Source organism: Brenneria roseae subsp. roseae (assembly GCF_003115845.1).
Classification (GTDB): Bacteria; Pseudomonadota; Gammaproteobacteria; order Enterobacterales; family Enterobacteriaceae; genus Brenneria; species Brenneria roseae.
Genome location: NZ_KZ819029.1, coordinates 140858 through 161931, shown reverse-complemented (window position 1 = coordinate 161931; position 21074 = coordinate 140858). Strand labels below are relative to the sequence as shown.

The following is a 21074-nucleotide window of genomic DNA, read 5'->3' as shown; positions in this document are numbered from 1 at the left end:
AATTTCCCAGTCACCACGTTAGTAAGTGACTGGGAGAGAAAGGGAAAGCAAGGTCGCAGCAACAGAGCCGGCAGGATTACTGGGTAAAAAACTGATAAGTCGTTTCAGAGCGATACACTTTGCCCGGTTTTAACCAACAGTCCGGCTGCGGCCAGTCTGGATGGTTGGGGCTGTCCGGCAGGAATTCGCTTTCCAGCGCCACGCCTGCGTGGTTTTCATAGTATCCGCCTTCTCTTGCTGGCGTTCCTGATAGAAAATTGCCGCTGTAGAGTTGCAGCGCCGGCGCGCTGGTAAAAACACTCATCATCACCCGGCCATCCGATGACCATAAATTGGCCGCCGGACTCTCACTGGAGCCACAGGTTCTGTGCAGCAGGTAAGCGTGATCGTAACCGCCGACGGCAACCTGATCGTCGTCCCGCAGGAAATCCTGTTCCAGCGTTTTGGGCTGGCGAAAATCCATGCTCGTTTCTTTGACCAGTTTAAGGTCCGCGCAGGGTATGCCCGCGCTGTTTACCGGCAGATAATAATCGGAAAACAGCTGTAGCTGATGCTTGCGTACATCCGTTGGACTGCCGTCGAGATTGAAATAGGCGTGGTTGGTCAGGCATACGGGGCAAATTTTCTCCGTGACGGCCTGATAGGTTATTTCCAGCGCGTTATGTTCAGTCAGACGGTAGCAAACCTGCGCATTGAGGTGGCCCGGGTATCCCTGATCGCCATCTGGCGAGTTCAGTTGATAGGTAACCTGCGTCGCATCCTGGCTGAGGATAACCCAGCGGCGGGCGTGAAATCCGTCCGGACCGCCGTGTAACTGATGAACGTCCTGATTGGCGATCAGAAGGTATGTTTCATCACCATGACTGAATGTGGCATTGGCGATACGGTTGGCGTATCGGCCAATAGACGCGCCAAGATAAGCGCTTTGCTGTGGATACTGCTCGGGCGACGCGCAGCCCAGCAGCACTTCCCGGATTTCGCCACCCGACATGGGGAGCTGGCAGGAAAGCCATGTCGCGCCCCAGTCCATCAGGCAAACGCGCATGCCAGCCAGATTCTGTAAGGTAGTTAATTGAAACGGCTGGCCATCGGGCGCCAGCGCAGAGGTTCTTTCATTCAACATGACCTGCTCCTGTGGGTGGATGCCCGGCAAACATAAGCGGTTGCCTGAACAAGTTATACCCTTGGTTTTTTAGTCTGGGTAACCATGAGGATGAGTGGACTGCCAGCGCCAGGTATCCTGCGCCATCTCGTCCAGCGAACGGCTGACCCGCCAATTGAGATCCTGCGCCGCTTTCTCGGCATCGGCCCAATAGGCCGCCAGATCGCCCTGACGACGTGGAGCGAAGTGGTAGGCTAACGGTTTGCCACAGGCTTTGCTGAAAGCGTCAACCACTTGCAATACGCTATAACCAACGCCGGCTCCCAGATTGTAGATATGTACGCCGGCGCGGTTTTGCAGTGCGTTCATGGCCGCGATATGTCCGTCGGCCAGATCGACGACGTGGATGTAATCGCGTACGCCCGTACCATCTTCCGTTGGGTAGTCATTGCCGAAAATAGCCAGCGACTCCCGACGGCCAACGGCCACCTGGGCGATATAAGGCATCAGATTATTGGGAATACCCTGCGGATCTTCCCCCATTTCACCTGACGGATGCGCACCCACCGGGTTGAAATAACGCAGCAGCGTGATGCTCCAATCGGGTTCGGCATGCTGCAAATCCTGCAGGATTTGCTCGACCATCAGCTTGCTGCGGCCATAAGGGCTGGCCGGATGACCGGTCGGGAAGCTTTCCTTATAAGGGATCTGCGGCTGATCGCCATAAACGGTCGCGGAGGAACTGAAAATCAGATTCTTCACGCCTGCTTTTTTCATTGCTTCAACCAGCGTCAACGTACCGTAGACATTATTATCATAGTAGCTAACAGGCTCGCGGACAGATTCGCCGACCGCTTTTAAGCCGGCAAAATGGATAACCGCATCAATCTCATGACGAGAAAAAATGTCGTTCAACAATGAGATGTCGCGGATATCGCCCTGATAGAATTCAGGGGTTTTACCGGTTAATTGCGCCATGGTTTTAACCACGCTGGCTTTGCTGTTGCATAAGTTGTCGAGAATGACGGGCTGATGCCCAGCAGTTAGTAACTGTACACAGGTATGACTTCCTATGTAACCGCTACCACCAGTAACTAGAACGTTCATGTTGACCTCTATTAGGGCGATTAGGCGAAAAATAGCATGGCTTCACGCTGAAAAGGGTGATCTATAGCGAAAATAACGCTTGTTATGGATAGTTTTTTTAACAAACCGATTGAGTGATGAGTATAAGTTATTTTTAGTCAGAGCGGTTTCCTACAGCGTGATTTATTTTGTGGTAGCGTTATCACTCGAGGTTGATGATCTAATATCCATAACGTTATCAATTTGATAGCGATAGATGTCGCCGTCGGCGACGAATGTCAGTCTGTGTGTGATGCATTGCGGCGCATCTTCGGCATGGTGAGAAACGAATAGCAATTGTGTATCCCCTTCGCCGATCAAGATATCCAGCCAGCGGCGGACCAGTTGGCGGTTAAGGGGATCCAGGCCTTGCAATGGTTCATCCAGAATCAACAGGGCAGGGTGTTTTACCAGCGCTCTGGCGACTAACGCCAGACGCTGCTGACCCCAGGATAAGGCCTGGAAAGGGGTATCCGCAATAGCGCCATCAAGGCCCAGTAACGCCAGCCATTGATCGGTGAGTTGGCGCTGACGATCGGAGACCGCCTGATAAATGCCGATGGAATCGAAAAATCCCGATAAAATAACATTGCGTACGCTGACGCTAACCCGGTAATCCAGGTGCAGGCTGCTGCTGACATAGCCGATATGACGTTTGATATCCCAGATGGTTTCTCCGCTGCCGCGTCTGCGGCCAAATAGCGTGAGATCGTTGCTGTAGCCCTGGGGATGATCGCCGGTAATCAAGCTCAGCAATGTTGATTTTCCTGCGCCATTCGGACCGACAATCTGCCAGTGCTGGCCGGGCAACACTTCCCAGCTCAATCCATGCAAAATGGGACGATCGTTATACTGAACGACGCCATTACGCAGCGTGATGCGAGGAAGATCGGCGGGCAGCCGGGTATGTCTCTGCGGATCTTCCGGTTCGGGGATGGCGCTTCCCGACAGTTTTTCACTGTAGGCCAACTGGGCAATCAGCGCTTCCGAAAGGATCTCCTCGCGTTCACCCACGCGGGTTAACGTGCAATCAGCGAGAATACCGACATGATTAATAAACGGGGGGATATCGTCAAACCGGTTCAGGATCAGCACCAGCATACAACCATGGCTGGCAAGTGCCGGTAGCTGTTCGGCAAGCTGTTTGCGTGAGGCGACATCCAGCCCGTCAAACGGTTCATCCAGAATCAGCAGGTCGGGCTGTGGCATCAGCGCCTGACATAGCATCGTTTTGCGTGTTTCACCGGTGGAAAGATACTTGAACCGACGCTCCAGAAGGGAGGCGATACCAAATTGTTCAGCAAGCTGCTGACAACGATTCCGATCTTTCACGCTATCCTGAATAACTTCAGCCGTTGTGCGTCCCGTGTCGTCTTCATCGGCGCTCAGCATGTCAGTGTTATTGCGTTGCCACTCCTCGGAAACCAGCTGTTGCAACTGTTCAAACGACAGCCGGATAATCCGTTGAAAATCGCATGACCGATCGCCACTCAGTATAGGAAGCTCGCCCGATAACGCACGGGCCAGTGAAGATTTTCCGCTGCCGTTTGCCCCAACAAATGCCCAGCACTGATCTTGCTCGAGCGTCAGGTTATCCAGCCGTAGCATGCGAGTGTCATTCAGCCGGAATAATCCTTGCGATATTTTCAACAACGACATTTTTTATCCTTTGTCAGCAGATTAATCATCATTCAGTCAGAATCAGATGAACAGGGGGCGTCTGACGTCACCACATTGTGGCGTTAGCAGAGCGTGGCCACAATCACCCGATCGGCATTGAAAGAGGCGCTAACGTCGGCACCCGGGTGTAGTTGTTCTGCTTCGACGATATCATTTGGAACGGTGGCACACAGCGTTTCACCGCCCGCCAGCGTGATCAGCACTTCGCTATTCTCCGTACCTGTTTCAAGGGTGCTTATCTGCCCGGTGAGAATGTTATCGGCAGGTGTTTTCGGGGCGTCGGCGGCACAAACGTTTATCCAGGGCGCTTTAATCAGCACCAGCACTTCTTTCCCCGCATCAAGACATAAACGCTCGGCGCTTTGACGGGTAACCAGAGCACTGACCGTCGTTTTGCCATCGGCGAGTAAAATATCCAACTGCTGCTGAACGTTGTGATCGCCACGTGCGAGCACGGTTCCAAAAAACTGATTTCGAGCGCTGGTTTGCAGTGAGAAACGCGCAATGGCCGCCAGCAGACTGTCCAGTGGCAAATCTTCTTGCTGTAGCACGTCGAACGCTTTCTGTTGAATCTGAGCCAGCAAATCGTAAAGCTGGAGCAGGCGCTCACCGTAGCGCGTAACCTGCGCGCCGCCGCCCCCTTTGCCGCCCGTCATCCGTTCCACGACCGTTTGCTCAGCGAGCTGGTTCATCTCGTTAATGGCATCCCATGCGCTTTTATAGCTGATCCCCGCCAGCCTGGCGCCCTGGCTGATGGAGCCGGTATGGCGAATTTGTTTCAGTAGCTCGATACGCCGCGGGTCGGCAAATAAGCGTTGCTGGAGTTTTAAGGTAAGGAGAATTTCAGCCTGCATAGGGAGAGCCCAATGGATGAAGAGTTTAATGATTTGTATTGTCGCTATTTTTTTTATCAGGGGCAAATCGCACAAATGGCCGCATTATTTTCTTTCATTACGGTAAACTATTAGTATATCAGTGTGACGATGATAGTTTACGGTGAAACCGTGCGCTATATGAGCGACGGAAGTAGCGGTACATTGCGATAAGTGAGGTAAGCATGTTGGAGTTGTTAACGAGCCTGCTGTTTGCAGTAGCCATGGTGCCGGTGATGATGGCTGTGATTTTGGGCGCCATTTATGGTTTGGGTGAAGTGTTTAACGTTTTTTCCAGAATCGGCCATTCTGACAGTCAGCAGACCGCTAAAAAACCGCATTAATCGAGTATTTCCCCTCCTGTTTTGATGTCCGGCGTGACGCCGGACGCATCTTCCCAAGATTTCTTTATGTCACTGATAAACTGCATGACATTGTACAACTCCACGTTATAGTATGCCTTACATAACGATGACAAATGTCAGGAGATAGCAATGAAACAGCAATGGTTGAAATGGTTTGCCGCGCTGACAATTAGCGCTGGGATGGTATTGCCGGCAATGGCTGCGGAAGAGAAAGTGACGGTATTTGCCGCGGCTTCACTGACCAACGCTTTGCAGGAAATCGGCGCCCAGTACCAGAAAGATAAGCAGGTTGCCATTGTGGCTTCCTACGCATCCTCTTCGACATTGGCGCGCCAGATCGAGCAAGGGGCGCCTGCCGATCTGTTTATCTCGGCAGATCAGCAATGGATGGACTACGCACAAGATAAAAATCTGATGGAAAATGACAGCCGTTATACGCTGTTAGGCAATGAACTGGTGGTGATTGCACCAAAATCCAGTGAGTATAACGACATCACCATTGATGAAAAAACGGATTGGAAAAGCCTGCTGAAGGGCGGCCACCTGGCCGTTGGCGACCCCGACCATGTTCCGGCGGGTCTCTATGCCAAGGAAGCGCTGCAAAATCTGAAATCATGGGACGAACTTTCTCCGATCATGGCTCGGGCCAATAACGTACGTGCGGCAATGGCGCTGGTTGAGCGTGAAGAAGCGCCGCTGGGTATCGTCTATGGCTCGGATGCGGTGGCTAGCGATAAGGTCAAGGTTATCGGTATGTTCCCGGAAAGCAGCCATAAGCCTGTAGAGTATCCAATGGCGATCGTGAAAGATCATAAAAATGCGGTTGTTAGTGGATTCTATGACTATCTGAAAACGCCAGAAGCGGCAGAAGTATTTAAACGTTACGGATTTACGCCCCGGTAATGATGCTCAGCGATTATGAATGGCAGGCAGTTGAGCTGAGCCTTAAAGTTTCCGTTGTCGCGGTGGTATGCAGCCTACCCTTTGGAATACTGACGGCGTGGATCCTGGTGCGTTGCCGGTTTCCCGGCAAATCGCTGCTGGATAGTATTATCCATTTACCGTTGGTGTTGCCGCCCGTGGTGATTGGCTACCTGCTATTGATAGGCATGGGGCGGCGCGGCGTTATTGGTTCGTGGCTCTATGACTGGTTTGGGTTCAGTTTCAGCTTTAGCTGGCGTGGTGCGGCATTGGCGTCAGCCATTGTCGCGTTTCCCTTGATGGTGCGGGCGATCCGTTTGTCGCTGGACGCGGTGGACAAGCACCTCGAGCAAGCAGCAAGGACGCTGGGCGCTTCGCCGTGGCGGGTTTTTTTCACTATCACGTTACCCCTCTCTTTTCCCGGCATTGTGGTTGGCACGGTGCTGGCGTTCGCTCGTTCTTTAGGCGAGTTCGGCGCGACGATTACCTTTGTCTCCAATATTCCTGGCGAAACCCGGACGATACCGCTGGCGATGTATACGCTGATTGAGACGCCGGGTGCGGAAACCGATGCCGCGCGGCTGTGCGTTATTGCGATTGTGTTGTCACTGATGTCGCTGTTGGTGTCGGAGTGGCTGACGACCTGGAGTCGTAAGCGGTTGGGGGGATAATGCTAGAACTTGATTTTAACCAACAGCTTGGCGCGCTTGCCCTTAGTGTAAAAGCCGATCTGCCCGCGAATGGCATTACCGCGATCTTTGGCGTGTCCGGCGCCGGTAAAACTTCACTGATTAATGCGGTGGTTGGCCTTACGCGGCCTGATTCAGGACGTATTGTGTTAAACGATCATGTACTGGTCGATACCGAACAGCACATTTTCACCCCCCCTGAAAAACGGCACATCGGCTACGTTTTTCAGGATGCACGCCTGTTTCCCCATTATCGCGTCCGCGGTAATTTATGTTATGGCATGTCCGGCGTGATGAAATCACAGTTTGACGATATTGTCGGGCTGCTCGGTATTGAATCCCTGCTGAATCGCTACCCGATGACGTTATCCGGCGGTGAGAAACAGCGCGTGGCGATTGGCCGGGCGTTACTCACGGGGCCGGAGCTGTTGCTGATGGATGAGCCGTTGGCATCGCTGGATTTACCCAGAAAACGAGAGCTGTTGCCTTATCTGGATCAACTGGCCAAAGAAGTCAATGTTCCCATCCTGTATGTGACCCACAGTATGGAAGAAATTGTCCGGTTGGCGGATAGCGTGCTGGTGTTGGATAAAGGCAAGGTTAAAGCGCAGGGAAGGCTGGAGGAGGTTTGGGCCAGCAGCACGCTACGCCCCTGGTTGCCGCATGATGAACAGAGCAGCATTCTGAACGTGCGACTGCTGGCTCAGCATGAACGCTACGCGATGACGGCCTTATCGTTGGGGCAACAGCAGCTGTGGGTGGGGAAAGTGGATGTGCCGATAGGCTCTACGCTGCGCATCCGCGTCAATGCCGCCGATGTTTCGCTGGTGCTGCAACCGCCAGACGTGAGCAGCATTCGTAATATCCTGCCTGCCACGGTGGCTGAGTTTATCGATGTTGATGGGCAGGTGGAGGTAAAGCTGATTGTGGATAACCAGGTCCTGTGGGCCAGGATTACACCATGGGCGCGCGACGATTTGGCGCTGCATCCGCAACAGCAGCTTTATGCGCAGGTAAAAAGCGTTTCAATTACGACATAAAAATCCCGATTGTGAGACGTAGTGGCCGATGGTTTCCTCGGCCAAAATTAAGCTGACGGGCTGATAGCGGCAATTTTTGCCGCAACATCCTTCAACTTTTTACAGATATTCCAGACCCATTCCTTAGTATCACCCTCTTCAAGCCGATTTCCATTCAGACTACGCCAGGATGCGGGTACGAATGACCTCGGCTATGCCGGGTTCTTCATGGTCGCCGATAACCAGATCGGCGCGGGCTTTGATTTCATCCGCGCTGTTGCCCATCGCGACGCCCAGTCCGGCACCTTCAAGCATACTGATGTCGTTGAAATTATCCCCAAAAGCGACGACATCTTTCATGCTGATGTCTTGTTCCGCGAGCCACTGTTGCAGCAATTTACCTTTGCTGTTGCCAGTTTGCGCGATATCGACCTGATCCTGCCATGACCACTCGCAGGCAAGTCCGAGTTGCTTTTCCACCGCACCGGCGAAATCGTTCAGGACAGGAATATCGGCATGGGATGTCGCAAATTTCCAGATAGAATCGGATTCATCGGTTTGTTGGAGCAAATCCTCAACCTGTAGAAAGGAAGGGCGTTGCAATTCCGGCAAGGTAGATGCCCAGGCCTGGGAGCGTGTCACATGCCCGGTGGGGTATTGGTAATACATAGCGTCATCGGCATACATCAGACCGTGGATATCAAACGCTTGCAGCATGCTGAGCACGTTTTTGGCCTGAGTGGCAGACAGTGGATTGGTGTGAGACGTTTTGCCCGTCAGATAATCGTAGACATAAGTGCCGTTACAGCAAATCGCCGGGGTATCAAGCTGCAACGTCTGATAAAACGGATGGATGGCCGAATGATGACGTCCGGTCACGATAACGATCTTGATACCTTGTTGGCGGGCCAACGCTAATGCAGAGAGGGATTCCGGCAGAATTTTTTTTTGTCGATCCAGAAGGGTTCCGTCGAGATCGAGTGCAATTACACGATAGGTCATAGTAGTCTCGTAAGGTGTCGGTAGAATAACGCTATTAGTGATGGTACACCGTAAATCAGGTTGCGCAAAATGTGACTGACAGCGACGGTTCGCTATAGCCAGGAACGGATGTAATCTGTGACTGAGCAGTAAATTTCGCGTGAATAAAGGAGAGTACGATGCAGCAAGTGGTTTATGTCGCCAGCCCGGAAAGTCAGCAAATCCATGTATGGCAGCTCGGTGCAGAGGGTAATCTGACGTTATTGCAGGTTGTTGATGTTCCCGGACAAGTGCAGCCCATGACAATTGCTCCTGATAAGCGCCATCTGTATGTGGGGGTTCGTCCTGAATTCCGTGTCATCAGCTACCGTATTGATGGTCAGGGGCTGCTGACCGATGCAGGGGCGGCAACGCTGCCCGGCAGCCCGACCCACCTTTCTACCGATCTTGCTGGCCGTTTTCTGTTCAGCGCGTCCTATAGCGGTGCCTGCGTCAGCGTGAGTCCCATTGGGGAGAATGGCGTTGCCGGTGAGCCGATCCAACAGTTGGAGGGTCTGGAAGGTTGCCACTCGACCAATATCGACCCGACTAATACGGTGCTCTGGGCGCCTTGCCTGAAAGAAGATCGCATTCGTTTATATGATCTGGGGTCGACCGGCGAGCTTAGCGTACATCGTCAGCCAGAAATGACGACTGTCGCAGGGGCCGGACCGCGTCATATGGCATTCCATCCCAATCATCGTTTTGCCTATTGCGTCAACGAACTGGACAGTTCAGTGGACGTTTATCAGCTCGACGCGGCGGACGGCCACTTGCAGAAGGTCCAGACGCTGGACGCGATGCCTGCCGGTTTTTCCGATACGCGCTGGGCGGCGGATATTCACATCACGCCCGATGGTCGTTTCCTGTATATCAGCGATCGCACCGCCAGCCTGCTGAGTATTTTCCAGGTATCCGAAGATGGCGGCACGCTGTCTTTGACGGGGCATCAGCCAACGGAAACGCAGCCGCGCGGTTTCAATATCGATCACACCGGCGAGTTCTTGATTTCTGCCGGACAGAAATCACAGCACATCGAAGTGTATCGTATTGATGGCGACAAAGGCGCGCTGCAACCGTTGGCGCGTTATGCCGTTGGACAAGGGCCGATGTGGGTGAGTGTTTTGGCGCTGGATTAAGCGGTCAGTTTCAACCCCGCCACGGGGGCGGGGTTGAAGGTGTGTTTTAACCGCGATACTCAATGATCGACAGGCCTGCGTTGTAATCGGTGCTGTAGACAAGACCTTGCGCATCGACAAAAACATCACAGGATTGAATCACCCGTGGTCTGCCGGGACGTTTGTCCACCATTTTCTGCGGGGCGGCAGGCACCAGCGCGCCGGTCTCTTTCGGCTGATAGGGATTACTGATGTCATAAACCCGGACACCGGCGTTCTGGTAGGTGGCGAAAATCAACGATGAGCTGATAAAGCTGCCGGGGCGATTTTCGTGCAGATTGTGTGGGCCGAAATGCGCGCCTTTCTTCACATAATCGATTTCATCGGGCTGCGGGAACGTTGAAATACTCACGGGATTGCCCGGGTCGCGAATATCAAAGACCCAGATCAGTTTTTCCCCGTCTTCCTGGTTATCCAGCACCGCTTCATCCAGAACGATGAGCAGGTTGCGGTCAGGAAGCGGCAGCGCCGTATGGGTTCCCCCACCAAAAGGCGGACTCCAGTTCCGATGACTAATCAGCCGGGGCTGGCTGCGATCGCTGACATCCAGCAACGTCAGCCCGCCATCGCGCCAGCTTCCGTAGGCCGTATCGCCGCTGATAATGGCATGATGCAGCGCGTAGCGTTTTCCTTCCGGCCAGTTGGCGACTTCCCCGCCGGCGGTGTGCATGCCGGGTAGCCAATAACGTCCGGCCACCTGCGGACGCTGCGGATCGGCCAGATCAATGGTCAGGAAAATATAATCGCTGTAGCCATCCAGCAGGGCAGAAACGTAGGCCCAGCGTCCGCCGACATACCAGATGCGGTGAATGCCAATCCCATCCAGAGACAGAAAGCTGATTTCACGCGGCCGGTCTGGCGTGGAAATATCAAAAATGCGCAGTCCCGCGCTCCAGCTTCTGTTCTGCTGTCTGGTACTTACCGTCTCTGCGACGGAGCGGGTGTAATACACTTTTTCTTCGGCAAAGCTGGCATCGGCAAACAGGTCTCTGGCATTGACGACCAACAGCAGGTCGTCGTGCGTCTGCAGGTGTATGCTCCAGGTTCCGGGGGGTGCGGCGATATACCCCGCAGGCTGCGGATTTTTGGGGTCGCGCACGTCTACAATCGATACCCCTTGTGAAACCATATGTCCGATGTACGCATAGCCGCGATGAACCATGACCTGTACGCCATCGGGTCTGCCTCCCTGATCGCTGTGTCCAATAAGCCGCATGTTGCGGCTGTAATCAGGGGTTGGCAGGGGACTTGATGCCATAAAGTAACTCCTGTTATTTAGCCTGTTTGGCTTCCAGTGTAGCAAACCAGGGGGCAATAAAATCATCGGTCTGGCCCCAGCCAGGAATGATTTTCGCTAATCCGGCTACGTTCACCGGGCCCGGCTGGCTGGCTAACAAGGCTTGTGGAATGGATGCGGCGCGGAACTCGTAAGTCGCCGGGGTCGGTTCGCCTGCAATTTTGTTGGCGACTAAACGCAGGTTCACTTTACCAATCAGTTTAGGATCCACCGCCACGCTGACTTTCCAGGGGCTATTGGTTTCCCGCATCAGTTGCAGATCCTGATTGGAAATATCGATGCTGTAGAGTTTGATTTCAGTCCGGCCATTTTCTTTCAATGCCTTATAGGCGCCCTGACTGAATGCATCCCACGTGCCCCAGATTGCATCGATTTTCCCTTTCGGATACTTGGCCAGCACCGCACCGACTTTATTGGCGGTATCGCCCTGAACATCGGAAGACACGGCGCCGATGGATTCCAGCTCTTTGATGCCTGGGTTGGTTTTCAGGATTTGCTGATAGGCTGCCTGACGACGTTCCATCGGCGGGAAACCGGCAACCCACAGTTTGATGATATTGGCGTTACCGTTGAAATCCTTAATCAGTTGACCGAGCGATTCATTCGTCAGAGAAGCGTCATCCTGCTGGGTCACGGTTACGCCCGGGATATCACCGTTGACGGCGGTATCAAACACGGATACCGCAATACCGCTGTCGACGATACGTTTGATCAGGTCGGTAGAGTATGGATCGCGTCCCTGGGAAAGAATGATGCCATCGTATTTCTGACTGATGGCCTGATTAACGAAATCCTGAAAACGGGCGTCATCACCATTACTCAGAAAGGTACTGATTTTGAAGCCCAGCTTTTTGCCTTCCTCAACGACGCCTGAAACGAATTGCGTCGTGTTGTCATCGGAGCCCAGATTACGGATCAGCGCAATGCGGATCGGGCCTTCATGCTGAGCCAGAGCTGTTGGAATCGGTGCAATGGCGGCGCTCTGAGCGGCGAATGCCGGTAAAGCGGCAACCAGGCTTAGCGCAAGCAGTGCAGGGGTAAATTTTTTCATTATCAGCTCCATTGTGTTCAGGAATAGATGGTGTTCAGGAATAGGTGGTGTCTCAGCAATATGATGTTGTGTTGTCACTGTCTGACGACAGCTATAGCTATCTTTATGTCTGGATGTCTATTTAAAATGATAACGCATCATAACTGTTAAGCAGCAATGGCGGAATGGGGTAGGTTATGAATTTTGGGTTTAAGTTATAACGATTAGTTTGTAGGGGACGTGGATATGGAAAGCGGTCCGTCAGCGGGCATAATCCTCCCCTTTTGCAGGGGAGGGGGAAAGTTCAGGATTACTTCTTGGTTTCTTTTTCTTTCAGGCTGCGGGCCCAGCGGGGGTGATGTTTTTTCGCCCACTGTTCGGAGACTTTGCCTTCAATCATGCCTTTAATGGAACCCTTAACCCAGAATGCCATGTACATGTGAATCAGGATGGCGTGGATCAGTACGATAGCCGCTGCGGCATGAATCAGGATGGCGTAACGCACAATATCAATCGGGAACCGATGCGCGAAATAAGGCCGCCACATAATGACACCGGTAATCAGCAGAACTAACGTCAGTCCCATGATGCTCCAGAACATCAGTTTCTGCCCCGGGTTGTATTTGCCCACATCGGACACTTCATGCTCATTGCCTTTCAGCACTTCGATGATATGAAGGAACCAGGGAATATCGCCCCGTTTGGGAATGTTGTGACCGACGAAACGGATAAACATCGGGATCAGGCAGATAACGATCAGCACGCCGAAAAAGGGGTGCATGATTCGGCCCATCTGCGGCGTACCGAATGTTTGCGTCAGCCATTGCAAGGTCGGGAAAAACAGGGCGATGCCGGACAGCGCAACCAGGAAAAAGCTGATCACCACAATCCAATGACAGATACGATCGATGAATCTGGTGCGCAAAATCATTTTCTGTTTACTCATGTTTGTCCTCTCCCTCATGTTCATGCTCCATTTCTTCCGTGTTAGCACCCACACCGACATAGTGGAACATTAACCCGGCAAACGTGGCGACAAACCCCAGCGCGGATAACGGTTTCAGAATCCCCTTCCACAGATTGACCGGCGTGGAAATTTGCGGATTGTCTGGCAGATTGTGATACAGCGATGGCCGGTCTGCGTGGTGCAGAACATACATCACATGTGTACCGCCTACGCCCTGCGGATCGTAAAGACCGGCATGTTGATAGCCGCGTTTTTTCAAATCGACCATGCGTTCTTCCGCCAGATGTTTCATTTCTTCTTTGGTGCCGAAATGAATCGCCCCCGTCGGACAGGTTTTCACACAGGCCGGTTCCTGCCCGACGCTGACCCGATCGACGCACAGCGTACATTTGTAAACACGGTTATCGTCTTTATTGAGACGTGGAATATTGAACGGACAACCCGCGATGCAATAACCACAGCCGATGCAGTGCTCGGACTGAAAGTCCACGATGCCGTTGGCATACTGAATGACGGCACCCGCTGACGGACAGGCTTTCAGGCAGCCGGGATCGCTACAGTGCATACAGCCATCTTTGCGGATCAGCCACGCCAGACGATCGTTTTCTTCCACTTCGGAAAAACGCATCAGTGTCCAGGATTTGGCGCTCAGGTCGGCCGGGTTGTCATAGACGCCGGTGTTGTGACCGACGTCGTCACGAATATCGTTCCATTCTGAGCATGCGACCTGACAGGCTTTACAGCCAATACAAGTCGTGACGTCGATAAGTTTGGCCACCTCACTTTTATCGCTGCGTACCTGCGGTGGCGGTGTGAAACTATTGGTGGCCGAACGTTTAATAATATCTTGAGATTGCATTGACATGGTTGGCTACCCTTACACCTTCTCTACATTAACCAAAAACGCTTTGTACTCAGGCGTTTGTGAATTAGCGTCACCGACGCTGGGGGTGAGTGTGTTAGCCAGAAAACCTTTACGGGTGGCGCCCTCAAAACCCCAGTGGCAGGGAATACCAATGGTTTCCACCGCGCGACCGGCGATTTGCAGCGTTTTGATACGCTTGGTCACCACCGCCCTGGCTTTGATGTAGCCACGCTGACAGGAGATTTTGACTTCGTCGCCTGCTTTGATGCCTTTGCTTTCGGCCAGATGTTCACCAATTTCGATAAATTGTTCTGGCTGTACGATGGCATTGAGTCGTGCGTGTTTGGTCCAGTGACGGAATAGCTCGGTAATGGAGTAGGTCGTTGCAACGTAAGGGAAATCTTTCGCTGTTCCCATTGTTTTCGCGTCGCGGGCAAACAGGCGTGCCGCCGGACTTGAAACCACGGATGGGTGCAGCGGATTGGTGCCGATTGGGGTTTCAATCGGTTCATAATGCTCCGGGAATGGGCCATCCACCAGTTTGTCCATGGAAAACAGACGCGCAAGCCCCTCCGGCAGCATGATAAACGGCCCGGTGTCTTTACCCGGCGGTACCGTGCCGGCAAAGTCAGGCACATCAATTCCTTGCCATTTCTGACCGTTCCATTCCATCAGTTTACGTTTACTGTCCCACGGTTTACCTTGCAGGTCGGCGGACGCCCGGTTGTATAAAATGCGGCGGTTTTGCGGCCATGCCCATGACCAGTTTGGCGTGCAGCCCAACCCCGCATCCGCATTGTCGCGTTTGTCCATCTGGTTGCCGGATTCGGTCCAGCTACCGGCGTAAATCCAGCAGAAGCTGGAGGTGGTGCCGTCATCGCGCAACTGAGAGAAATCCGCAAGTTGCTGACCTTTTTTCAGTATCAATTTGCCGCTGTCGTCATAAAGATCCGCCAGCGCCATACCGTTGGCCTCACGCGCGATCTCTTCCGGCGTCGGATCTTCCGGATCCTGATAATTCCAGTTGATATTCATCAATGGGTCCGGGTAAACACCGCCTTCTTCCCGGTAAAGTTCACGCAGACGCATCAGTAATTTGCCGAGAATTTTGCCATCGTGCAGCGCTTCTCCCGGTGGCTCTGCCGCGGCCCAGTGCCATTGCAACCAGCGGCCCGAGTTAGCGATAGAGCCGTTTTCTTCGGCAAAGCAGGATGAAGGCAAACGGAAAACTTCTGTCTGGATGGATGAGGTATCGACGTCATTAAACTCGCCGTGGTTTTGCCAGAAAGTCGATGTTTCCGTCACCAGTGGATCGATGATCACCATGAACTTGAGTTTGGATAGCGCTTCGGTCGCTTTATTTTTGTTGGAGAACGCGGCGACGGGGTTAAAGCCCTGAACGATATAACCGTTCATTTTACCTTCCACCATCAGCTCGGTCTGCGCCATGATGTCGTAACTGCGATCCCACTTGGGTAACCAGTCATAGCCCCAGCTGTTTGCGGCCTGAGCATGTTCGCCATAGAAACTCTTCATCATGCTGATAAAGAATTTTGGCGTGTTTTTCCAGTAGTTAACCTGCTCTGGCAGCAGGGCATTCGGCGTGATCTGGCCTAAGTATGTCTTCAGATCGGCCTGCTTTTCGGACGGCAACGGCATATAGCCGGGCAGGTTGGTGGTCAGCAAACCGAGATCGGTATAACCCTGAATATTGGAGTGACCACGCAGGGCGTTGATACCGCCGCCGGGCATGCCAATGTTGCCCAGCAGGAGCTGGATCATGGCGGCGGAGCGGATAATCTGAGCGCCGTTGGTATGGTGTGTCCAACCCAGCGCATACAGGAACGTGGTGGTTTTGTCGGGTACGCAGGTTTCCGCCAGCGTACGGCAGATTTCTTCATAATCTTTCGCCGGGGTGCCGCACAGCGAGGTCACCATTTCCGGCGTGTAGCGTTCAACGTGTTTCTTCAACAGATTCCATACGCAGCGCGGATGTGACAACGTGATATCACGTTTGGCGAAGCCTGATGCGTCCAACTCATACTGCCAGCTGGATTTATCGTACTGGCGGGTCTGTTCGTCATAGCCGCTGAACAGGCCTTCGTCGAAACTGAAATCGTCACGCACTATCAGGCTGGCGCTGGTGTAAGAGACGACATACTCACGATGAATCTTATTGTGTGTGATGAGATAGTTAACGATACCGAGCAGGAATGCGGCGTCTGAGCCGGCGCGTATCGGGGCGTACAGATCGGCCACGGCGGCCGAGCGGTTAAAACGCGGGTCAACCACAATCAGTTTCGCATTATTATGCGTTTTGGCTTCAACGGCCCATTTGAAACCGACGGGGTGGGCTTCCGCCGGGTTCCCGCCCATGACAATCACGACATCGGCGTTTTTGATATCGACCCAGTTATTGGTCATGGCCCCACGACCAAAGGTAGGTGCAAGCGCGGCCACCGTAGGTCCATGGCACAGGCGCGCCTGACAGTCGATGGCGATCATACCCAGCGCCCGGGTAAATTTCTGATCGAGAACGCCGGTTTCGTTGCTGGCGGCGGAGGAGCACAGCATACCGGTCGTCAACCAGCGGTTTACGACGGTCCCTCTGGCGTTGGTTTGCTCAAAGTTGGCGTCCCGGTCCGACTTCATCAACCGGGCAATGCGGTCAATGGCGTCATCCCAACTGATTCGCTGCCATTTATCGGAGCCTGGCGCGCGGTATTCGGGGTATTGCAGCCGGTTTTCACTATGAATGTAATCCACCAGACCTGCGCCTTTGGGACATAACGAACCACGACTGACCGGGTGGTCGGCATCGCCTTCAATATGGAAGACGGAAGGTTTGGCGTTTTTGGCGCCGTCACCCAGGCTGTACATGAGGATGCCGCAGCCAACAGAACAATAGGTGCAGTTGTTACGTGTCTCTTTAGCGCGTAACAGTTTGTATTGACGTACAGATGCCATTGCTTCCGTGGGTGTAAAACCCAATACCGCGAGAGTGGTTCCAGCCATTCCCCCCGCGCAAACTTTAAAGAAACCTCTTCGATTCAATTGCATTAGTTTCCCTGTTTTATTATGTGTCATTTTTGTTGCGGGCAATTTAACAACACACAATTTGTGGGTTTTGCGCGAAATCAAAATTTAATCATTTAAGACGCCTGATTCCCCCTTAACAGGTATGATTTATTTGCGCTATATCATGTTATATATAGCGATAGGTTAATGGTTTGTTGAATTGCAGATTCATGGATGTAATGCCTTCAATGAAGGGGGGAGTGATGAAATGGAGGAAGAGGGGAAAATAAAAGGCCGAACATCGGTTCGGCCTGGAGAAGGGATTATTTGACCTGCATGCCTGGCTGGGCGCCGCTATCCGGACTCAGCAGGAAAATGTCTTTACCACCGGGACCGGCTGCCAGTACCATTCCTTCCGATACGCCAAAACGCATTTTACGAGGCGCAAGGTTGGCGACCATCACCGTCAGACGACCAACCAGTTTGCCCGGGTCGGGATACGCGGTGCGGATACCGGAAAAGACCTGACGGGTTTCCCCCCCCAGATCCAGCGTCAGACGCAGCAGTTTATCAGAACCATTAACCTGCTCAGCTTGCTTGATTAGCGCGATGCGCATATCCACTTTGTCAAAATCGTCAAAGCCGATCGTATCCTGTATCGGGTCATCCGCCAGCGGACCGGAAACCGCTTTGGTTTGGGCCATATCTTCTTTGGACGCTTCGACCATGGCATTGACTTTATCCAGATCGATACGGCTGAAAAGCGCCTTGAAGACGTTGACCTGATGGCTGAGCAATGGTGTCGCGATCTCATCCCAACGCAGTTCTTTGTTCAGGAAGGCTTCCGCACGTTCTGCCAGCGCCGGCAATACCGGTTTCAGGTAGGTCATCAGCACCCGGAACAGGTTGATGCCCATTGAACAGATTGCCTGTAGATCGGCGTCGCGGCCTTCTTCCTTCGCCACAACCCACGGAGCCTGCTCATCCACATAGCGGTTTGCCAAATCGGCCAGCGCCATAATTTCACGGATCGCTCTGCCGGATTCACGGTTGCCGTAAGCTTCGGCAATACTTTCTGCGGCATCGGTGAACGTGTTGTACAAGGCTACGTCAGCCAGTTTATCCGCCAACTTGCCGTCAAAACGCTTGCTGATGAAGCCTGCGTTACGTGATGCCAGATTTACCAGCTTGTTCACGATATCGGTATTCACGCGCTGCACGAAGTCTTCCAGATTGAGATCGATATCGTCGATGCGGGAAGAGAGCTTCGCGGCATAGTAATAGCGCAGGCAGTCTGCATCCAGATGTTGCAGGTAAGTGCCGGCTTTGATGAAGGTGCCGCGTGACTTGGACATCTTGGCGCCGTTAACCGTCACATAACCGTGTACAAACAGGTTGGTGGGTTTACGGAAACCGCTGCCTTCCAGCATCGCCGGCCAGAACAGGCTGTGGAAATAGACGATGTCTTTGCCGATGAAATGGTACAGATCGGCAGTAGAATCTTTATTCCAGAATTCATCAAAGTTCAGATCGCCGCGTTTGTCGCACAGATTCTTGAATGAGCCCATGTAGCCAATTGGCGCATCCAGCCAGACGTAGAAATATTTGCCCGGCGCATCGGGAACTTCGAAACCGAAGTAAGGCGCATCGCGGGTGATATCCCACTGCTGTAGACCGGCGTCAAACCATTCCTGCATTTTGTTGGCAACCTGCTCCTGCAATGCACCTGAACGTATCCAGGCTTGCAGCATGTCGCTAAAGGCCGGTAAATCAAAGAAAAAGTGCTCGGATTCGCGCATCACCGGCGTGGCGCCGGACACTGCGGATTTGGGATCGATCAGCTCAGTGGGGCTATAGGTGGCGCCACAGACTTCGCAGTTATCACCGTACTGATCGGCCGCTTTACATTTCGGACAGGTGCCTTTCACAAAACGATCCGGCAGGAACATGCCTTTTTCCGGATCGTACAGTTGGGAAATGGTACGGTTTTTAATAAAACCGTTCTCTTTAAGACGACCGTAAATCAGTCCGGACAGTTCGCGGTTCTCTTCACTGTGCGTTGAGTGATAGTTGTCATAGCTAATGTTGAAACCGGCGAAGTCCTGCTGATGTTCCTGACTCATCGCCGCAATCATTTGCTCCGGTGCTATCCCCATCTGCTGAGCTTTCAGCATGATCGGCGTGCCGTGGGCATCGTCTGCACAGATAAAATGAACCTGGTTGTCGCGCATTCGCTGGTAACGAACCCAGATATCCGCCTGAATGTGTTCAAGCATATGACCGAGGTGAATCGAACCATTAGCGTAAGGCAGCGCGCACGTTACCAATATTTTCTTTGCGACTTGAGTCATGAGGAACTTGCTTTCTTTTGTGATAGAGGGAAACCGATGTTAACCGATAGCGGCTTATGGCGTAAACCGCTGCCTTATGTAAAACACCTCTGACGGCAAACAGATTCGGGTGGAACGTATTAATGTCACCGTTGATCAACATAGCCCGCACGATTTTTTACACTCGAACGCGCGAGCGCCGTGAGCTTCTGGTATTCTATAACTGTTTTTTTATCGGTTGATAACGAGAATTTCAAGGAGCCGGAATGAACTCAAAACTCCCCGAGCAACGTCCTGAAGCATTGCGTGCCATGGTCAACGGGGTTCTTTCTACTTTTCAGCACCCGACACTGAAAAACAATCTGACCACGCTGAATGCGCTGCACCATTGTGCGCTACTGGATGATGTGCTGCATATTGAGTTGACGATGCCGTTCGTCTGGCTCAGTGGACTGGAAGCATTAAAAGAGACGGTCAGCGACGAACTACTGCGCCTGTCTGGCGCGAAAGCCATCGAATGGCGCTTGACGCATAATGTTGCCACGCTGCGCCGGGTAAACGATCAGGCTGGTGTGAAAGGGGTGAAGAACATTATTGCCGTCAGCTCCGGCAAAGGCGGCGTCGGAAAATCCAGCACTGCGGTCAACATGGCGCTGGCGCTGGCGGCGGAAGGGGCTAATGTCGGCATTCTGGATGCTGATATTTACGGGCCATCGATTCCAACGATGCTGGGGGCGGCGAGTGAGCGTCCAACGTCACCGGACGGCCAGCATATGGCGCCGATTGTTGCGCACGGTCTGGCAACAAACTCGATTGGTTATCTGGTGACGGATGACAATGCCATGGTGTGGCGCGGGCCGATGGCCAGCAAAGCGCTGTTGCAACTGTTGCAGGATACGCTCTGGCCGGATCTGGATTATCTGGTGCTGGATATGCCTCCGGGAACCGGTGATATCCAGTTGACGCTGGCGCAGAATATTCCGGTGACGGGAGCCGTCGTGGTGACGACGCCACAGGACATCGCACTGATGGATGCCATGAAAGGTATTGCGATGTTTGAGAAAGTCAGCGTGCCGGTATTGGGCATTGTAGAGAATATGAGTGTCCACATCTGTAGTCACTGTGGTCACCTGGAGCCAATCTTCGGCACCGGGGGGGCACAGAAACTGGCGGAAAAATACCATTGCGCCCTGCTGGGACAACTGCCGTTGCACATCTCTTTGCGTGAAGATCTGGATCGTGGCGAACCGACGGTCATCAGCCATCCTGACAGCGAATTCACCTCATTGTACCGTGAGCTGGCGGGGCAGGTGGCCGCACAGCTTTACTGGCAGGGACAGGTGATTCCCACTGAGATTGCTTTCCGGGCGGTGTAGTTTCACGTAACAATCCGGTTGGTGAGGCGGCGGGCGCCTGATTTTCCTCGTCGTCTCCGTTTCCCTCTGCCATTAACCTCTCTGGTTCCCTTTGATAGAATCGCATTCATACTGAACCGAACATTGCCATTCGCCGTTCTATGCAGCAAGGTTTCGGGATGTTTGAAAGGGTGGCGTGAACCGTGCTAACTCCCTATAATTGCGCGACAAAGCGCCTGCT

General features: G+C 53.0%; 17 protein-coding genes. 6 read left to right on the top strand and 11 right to left on the bottom strand.

Annotated elements, in window-relative coordinates:
- Positions 1–76 precede the first annotated feature (76 nt).
- From galM to modE, 4 genes are all read right to left on the bottom strand, one after another.
- A complete protein-coding gene (gene galM / locus DDT52_RS12635; protein ID WP_136156679.1) occupies positions 77–1123 on the bottom strand; it encodes a galactose-1-epimerase in 1047 nt (348 codons plus the stop codon).
- A 69-nt stretch (positions 1124–1192) separates the two neighbouring features.
- The gene (gene galE, locus DDT52_RS12630) at positions 1193–2209 is read right to left on the bottom strand and encodes a UDP-glucose 4-epimerase GalE (RefSeq protein WP_136156678.1); all 1017 of its coding nucleotides are present in this window, start codon (positions 2207–2209) and stop codon (positions 1193–1195) included.
- Positions 2210–2371: 162 nt separating this feature from the next.
- Positions 2372–3886 (bottom strand): molybdate ABC transporter ATP-binding protein ModF, encoded by a 1515-nt coding sequence (gene modF / locus DDT52_RS12625; RefSeq protein ID WP_136156677.1) that lies wholly within the window; start codon positions 3884–3886, stop codon positions 2372–2374.
- Positions 3887–3969: 83 nt separating this feature from the next.
- Positions 3970–4761 carry a molybdenum-dependent transcriptional regulator gene (modE, locus tag DDT52_RS12620; RefSeq protein WP_136156676.1) on the bottom strand — a complete coding sequence of 264 codons (792 nt, stop codon included), beginning with the start codon at positions 4759–4761 and terminating at the stop codon, positions 3970–3972.
- 203 nt (positions 4762–4964) lie between these two features.
- Here modE and DDT52_RS12615 point away from each other — a divergent pair, with 203 nt between their 5' ends.
- The 4 genes from DDT52_RS12615 to modC all read left to right on the top strand — a co-directional run bounded on the left by DDT52_RS12615 (position 4965) and on the right by modC (position 7794).
- Positions 4965–5123 (top strand): AcrZ family multidrug efflux pump-associated protein, encoded by a 159-nt coding sequence (locus tag DDT52_RS12615; RefSeq protein WP_136156675.1) that lies wholly within the window; start codon positions 4965–4967, stop codon positions 5121–5123.
- 150 nt (positions 5124–5273) lie between these two features.
- Positions 5274–6047 carry a molybdate ABC transporter substrate-binding protein gene (gene modA / locus DDT52_RS12610; protein WP_136156674.1) on the top strand — a complete coding sequence of 258 codons (774 nt, stop codon included), beginning with the start codon at positions 5274–5276 and terminating at the stop codon, positions 6045–6047.
- A complete protein-coding gene (gene modB, locus DDT52_RS12605) occupies positions 6047–6736 on the top strand; it encodes a molybdate ABC transporter permease subunit (protein WP_136156673.1) in 690 nt (229 codons plus the stop codon). The genes modA and modB overlap by 1 nt, the downstream gene beginning before the upstream one ends.
- On the top strand, positions 6736–7794 hold the full coding sequence (modC, locus tag DDT52_RS12600) for a molybdenum ABC transporter ATP-binding protein ModC (RefSeq protein ID WP_136156672.1): 1059 nt from the start codon (positions 6736–6738) through the stop codon (positions 7792–7794). The genes modB and modC overlap by 1 nt, the downstream gene beginning before the upstream one ends.
- Positions 7795–7953: 159 nt before the next feature.
- On the opposite strand, the gene DDT52_RS12595 is transcribed toward modC, so the two are convergent.
- Positions 7954–8775: a pyridoxal phosphatase gene (locus DDT52_RS12595; RefSeq protein ID WP_136156671.1), complete on the bottom strand. Its 822-nt coding sequence runs from the start codon at positions 8773–8775 to the stop codon at positions 7954–7956.
- Between the two features lie 158 nt (positions 8776–8933).
- Between DDT52_RS12595 and pgl the strand changes: the two genes are divergently transcribed.
- Entirely contained in the window at positions 8934–9932 is a 999-nt protein-coding gene (gene pgl, locus DDT52_RS12590; RefSeq protein ID WP_136156670.1) for a 6-phosphogluconolactonase, read from the top strand.
- Positions 9933–9978: 46 nt separating this feature from the next.
- Here pgl and DDT52_RS12585 read toward each other — a convergent pair whose 3' ends face one another.
- From DDT52_RS12585 to metG, 6 genes are all read right to left on the bottom strand, one after another.
- Positions 9979–11229 (bottom strand): LVIVD repeat-containing protein, encoded by a 1251-nt coding sequence (locus tag DDT52_RS12585; RefSeq protein ID WP_136156669.1) that lies wholly within the window; start codon positions 11227–11229, stop codon positions 9979–9981.
- Positions 11230–11242: 13 nt separating this feature from the next.
- Positions 11243–12319 (bottom strand): sugar ABC transporter substrate-binding protein, encoded by a 1077-nt coding sequence (locus DDT52_RS12580; protein ID WP_136156668.1) that lies wholly within the window; start codon positions 12317–12319, stop codon positions 11243–11245.
- A gap of 289 nt (positions 12320–12608) precedes the next feature.
- Positions 12609–13244, bottom strand: coding sequence for a formate dehydrogenase-N subunit gamma (fdnI, locus tag DDT52_RS12575; protein ID WP_136156667.1), 636 nt, complete (start codon positions 13242–13244; stop codon positions 12609–12611).
- Positions 13237–14130 carry a formate dehydrogenase subunit beta gene (gene fdxH, locus DDT52_RS12570; RefSeq protein WP_136156666.1) on the bottom strand — a complete coding sequence of 298 codons (894 nt, stop codon included), beginning with the start codon at positions 14128–14130 and terminating at the stop codon, positions 13237–13239. The genes fdnI and fdxH overlap by 8 nt, the downstream gene beginning before the upstream one ends.
- 12 nt (positions 14131–14142) lie before the next feature.
- Entirely contained in the window at positions 14143–17190 is a 3048-nt protein-coding gene (gene fdnG, locus DDT52_RS12565) for a formate dehydrogenase-N subunit alpha (protein ID WP_136156665.1), read from the bottom strand.
- A gap of 281 nt (positions 17191–17471) precedes the next feature.
- Entirely contained in the window at positions 17472–19499 is a 2028-nt protein-coding gene (metG, locus tag DDT52_RS12560; RefSeq protein ID WP_136156664.1) for a methionine--tRNA ligase, read from the bottom strand.
- A gap of 245 nt (positions 19500–19744) precedes the next feature.
- On the opposite strand from metG, the gene apbC reads away from it, so the two are divergent.
- The gene (gene apbC / locus DDT52_RS12555) at positions 19745–20854 is read left to right on the top strand and encodes an iron-sulfur cluster carrier protein ApbC (protein WP_109053634.1); all 1110 of its coding nucleotides are present in this window, start codon (positions 19745–19747) and stop codon (positions 20852–20854) included.
- Positions 20855–21074 lie beyond the last annotated feature (220 nt).

Excerpts from the sequence above, each read along its gene's own strand:
- galM (WP_136156679.1), bottom strand. The coding sequence starts at position 1,123 with ATGTTGAATGAAAGAACCTCTGCGCTGGCGCCCGATGGCCAGCCGTTT.
- galE (WP_136156678.1), bottom strand. The coding sequence starts at position 2,209 with ATGAACGTTCTAGTTACTGGTGGTAGCGGTTACATAGGAAGTCATACC.
- modF (WP_136156677.1), bottom strand. The coding sequence starts at position 3,886 with ATGTCGTTGTTGAAAATATCGCAAGGATTATTCCGGCTGAATGACACT.
- modE (WP_136156676.1), bottom strand. The coding sequence starts at position 4,761 with ATGCAGGCTGAAATTCTCCTTACCTTAAAACTCCAGCAACGCTTATTT.
- DDT52_RS12615 (WP_136156675.1), top strand. The coding sequence starts at position 4,965 with ATGTTGGAGTTGTTAACGAGCCTGCTGTTTGCAGTAGCCATGGTGCCG.
- modA (WP_136156674.1), top strand. The coding sequence starts at position 5,274 with ATGAAACAGCAATGGTTGAAATGGTTTGCCGCGCTGACAATTAGCGCT.
- modB (WP_136156673.1), top strand. The coding sequence starts at position 6,047 with ATGATGCTCAGCGATTATGAATGGCAGGCAGTTGAGCTGAGCCTTAAA.
- modC (WP_136156672.1), top strand. The coding sequence starts at position 6,736 with ATGCTAGAACTTGATTTTAACCAACAGCTTGGCGCGCTTGCCCTTAGT.
- DDT52_RS12595 (WP_136156671.1), bottom strand. The coding sequence starts at position 8,775 with ATGACCTATCGTGTAATTGCACTCGATCTCGACGGAACCCTTCTGGAT.
- pgl (WP_136156670.1), top strand. The coding sequence starts at position 8,934 with ATGCAGCAAGTGGTTTATGTCGCCAGCCCGGAAAGTCAGCAAATCCAT.
- DDT52_RS12585 (WP_136156669.1), bottom strand. The coding sequence starts at position 11,229 with ATGGCATCAAGTCCCCTGCCAACCCCTGATTACAGCCGCAACATGCGG.
- DDT52_RS12580 (WP_136156668.1), bottom strand. The coding sequence starts at position 12,319 with ATGAAAAAATTTACCCCTGCACTGCTTGCGCTAAGCCTGGTTGCCGCT.
- fdnI (WP_136156667.1), bottom strand. The coding sequence starts at position 13,244 with ATGAGTAAACAGAAAATGATTTTGCGCACCAGATTCATCGATCGTATC.
- fdxH (WP_136156666.1), bottom strand. The coding sequence starts at position 14,130 with ATGTCAATGCAATCTCAAGATATTATTAAACGTTCGGCCACCAATAGT.
- fdnG (WP_136156665.1), bottom strand. The coding sequence starts at position 17,190 with ATGCAATTGAATCGAAGAGGTTTCTTTAAAGTTTGCGCGGGGGGAATG.
- metG (WP_136156664.1), bottom strand. The coding sequence starts at position 19,499 with ATGACTCAAGTCGCAAAGAAAATATTGGTAACGTGCGCGCTGCCTTAC.
- apbC (WP_109053634.1), top strand. The coding sequence starts at position 19,745 with ATGAACTCAAAACTCCCCGAGCAACGTCCTGAAGCATTGCGTGCCATG.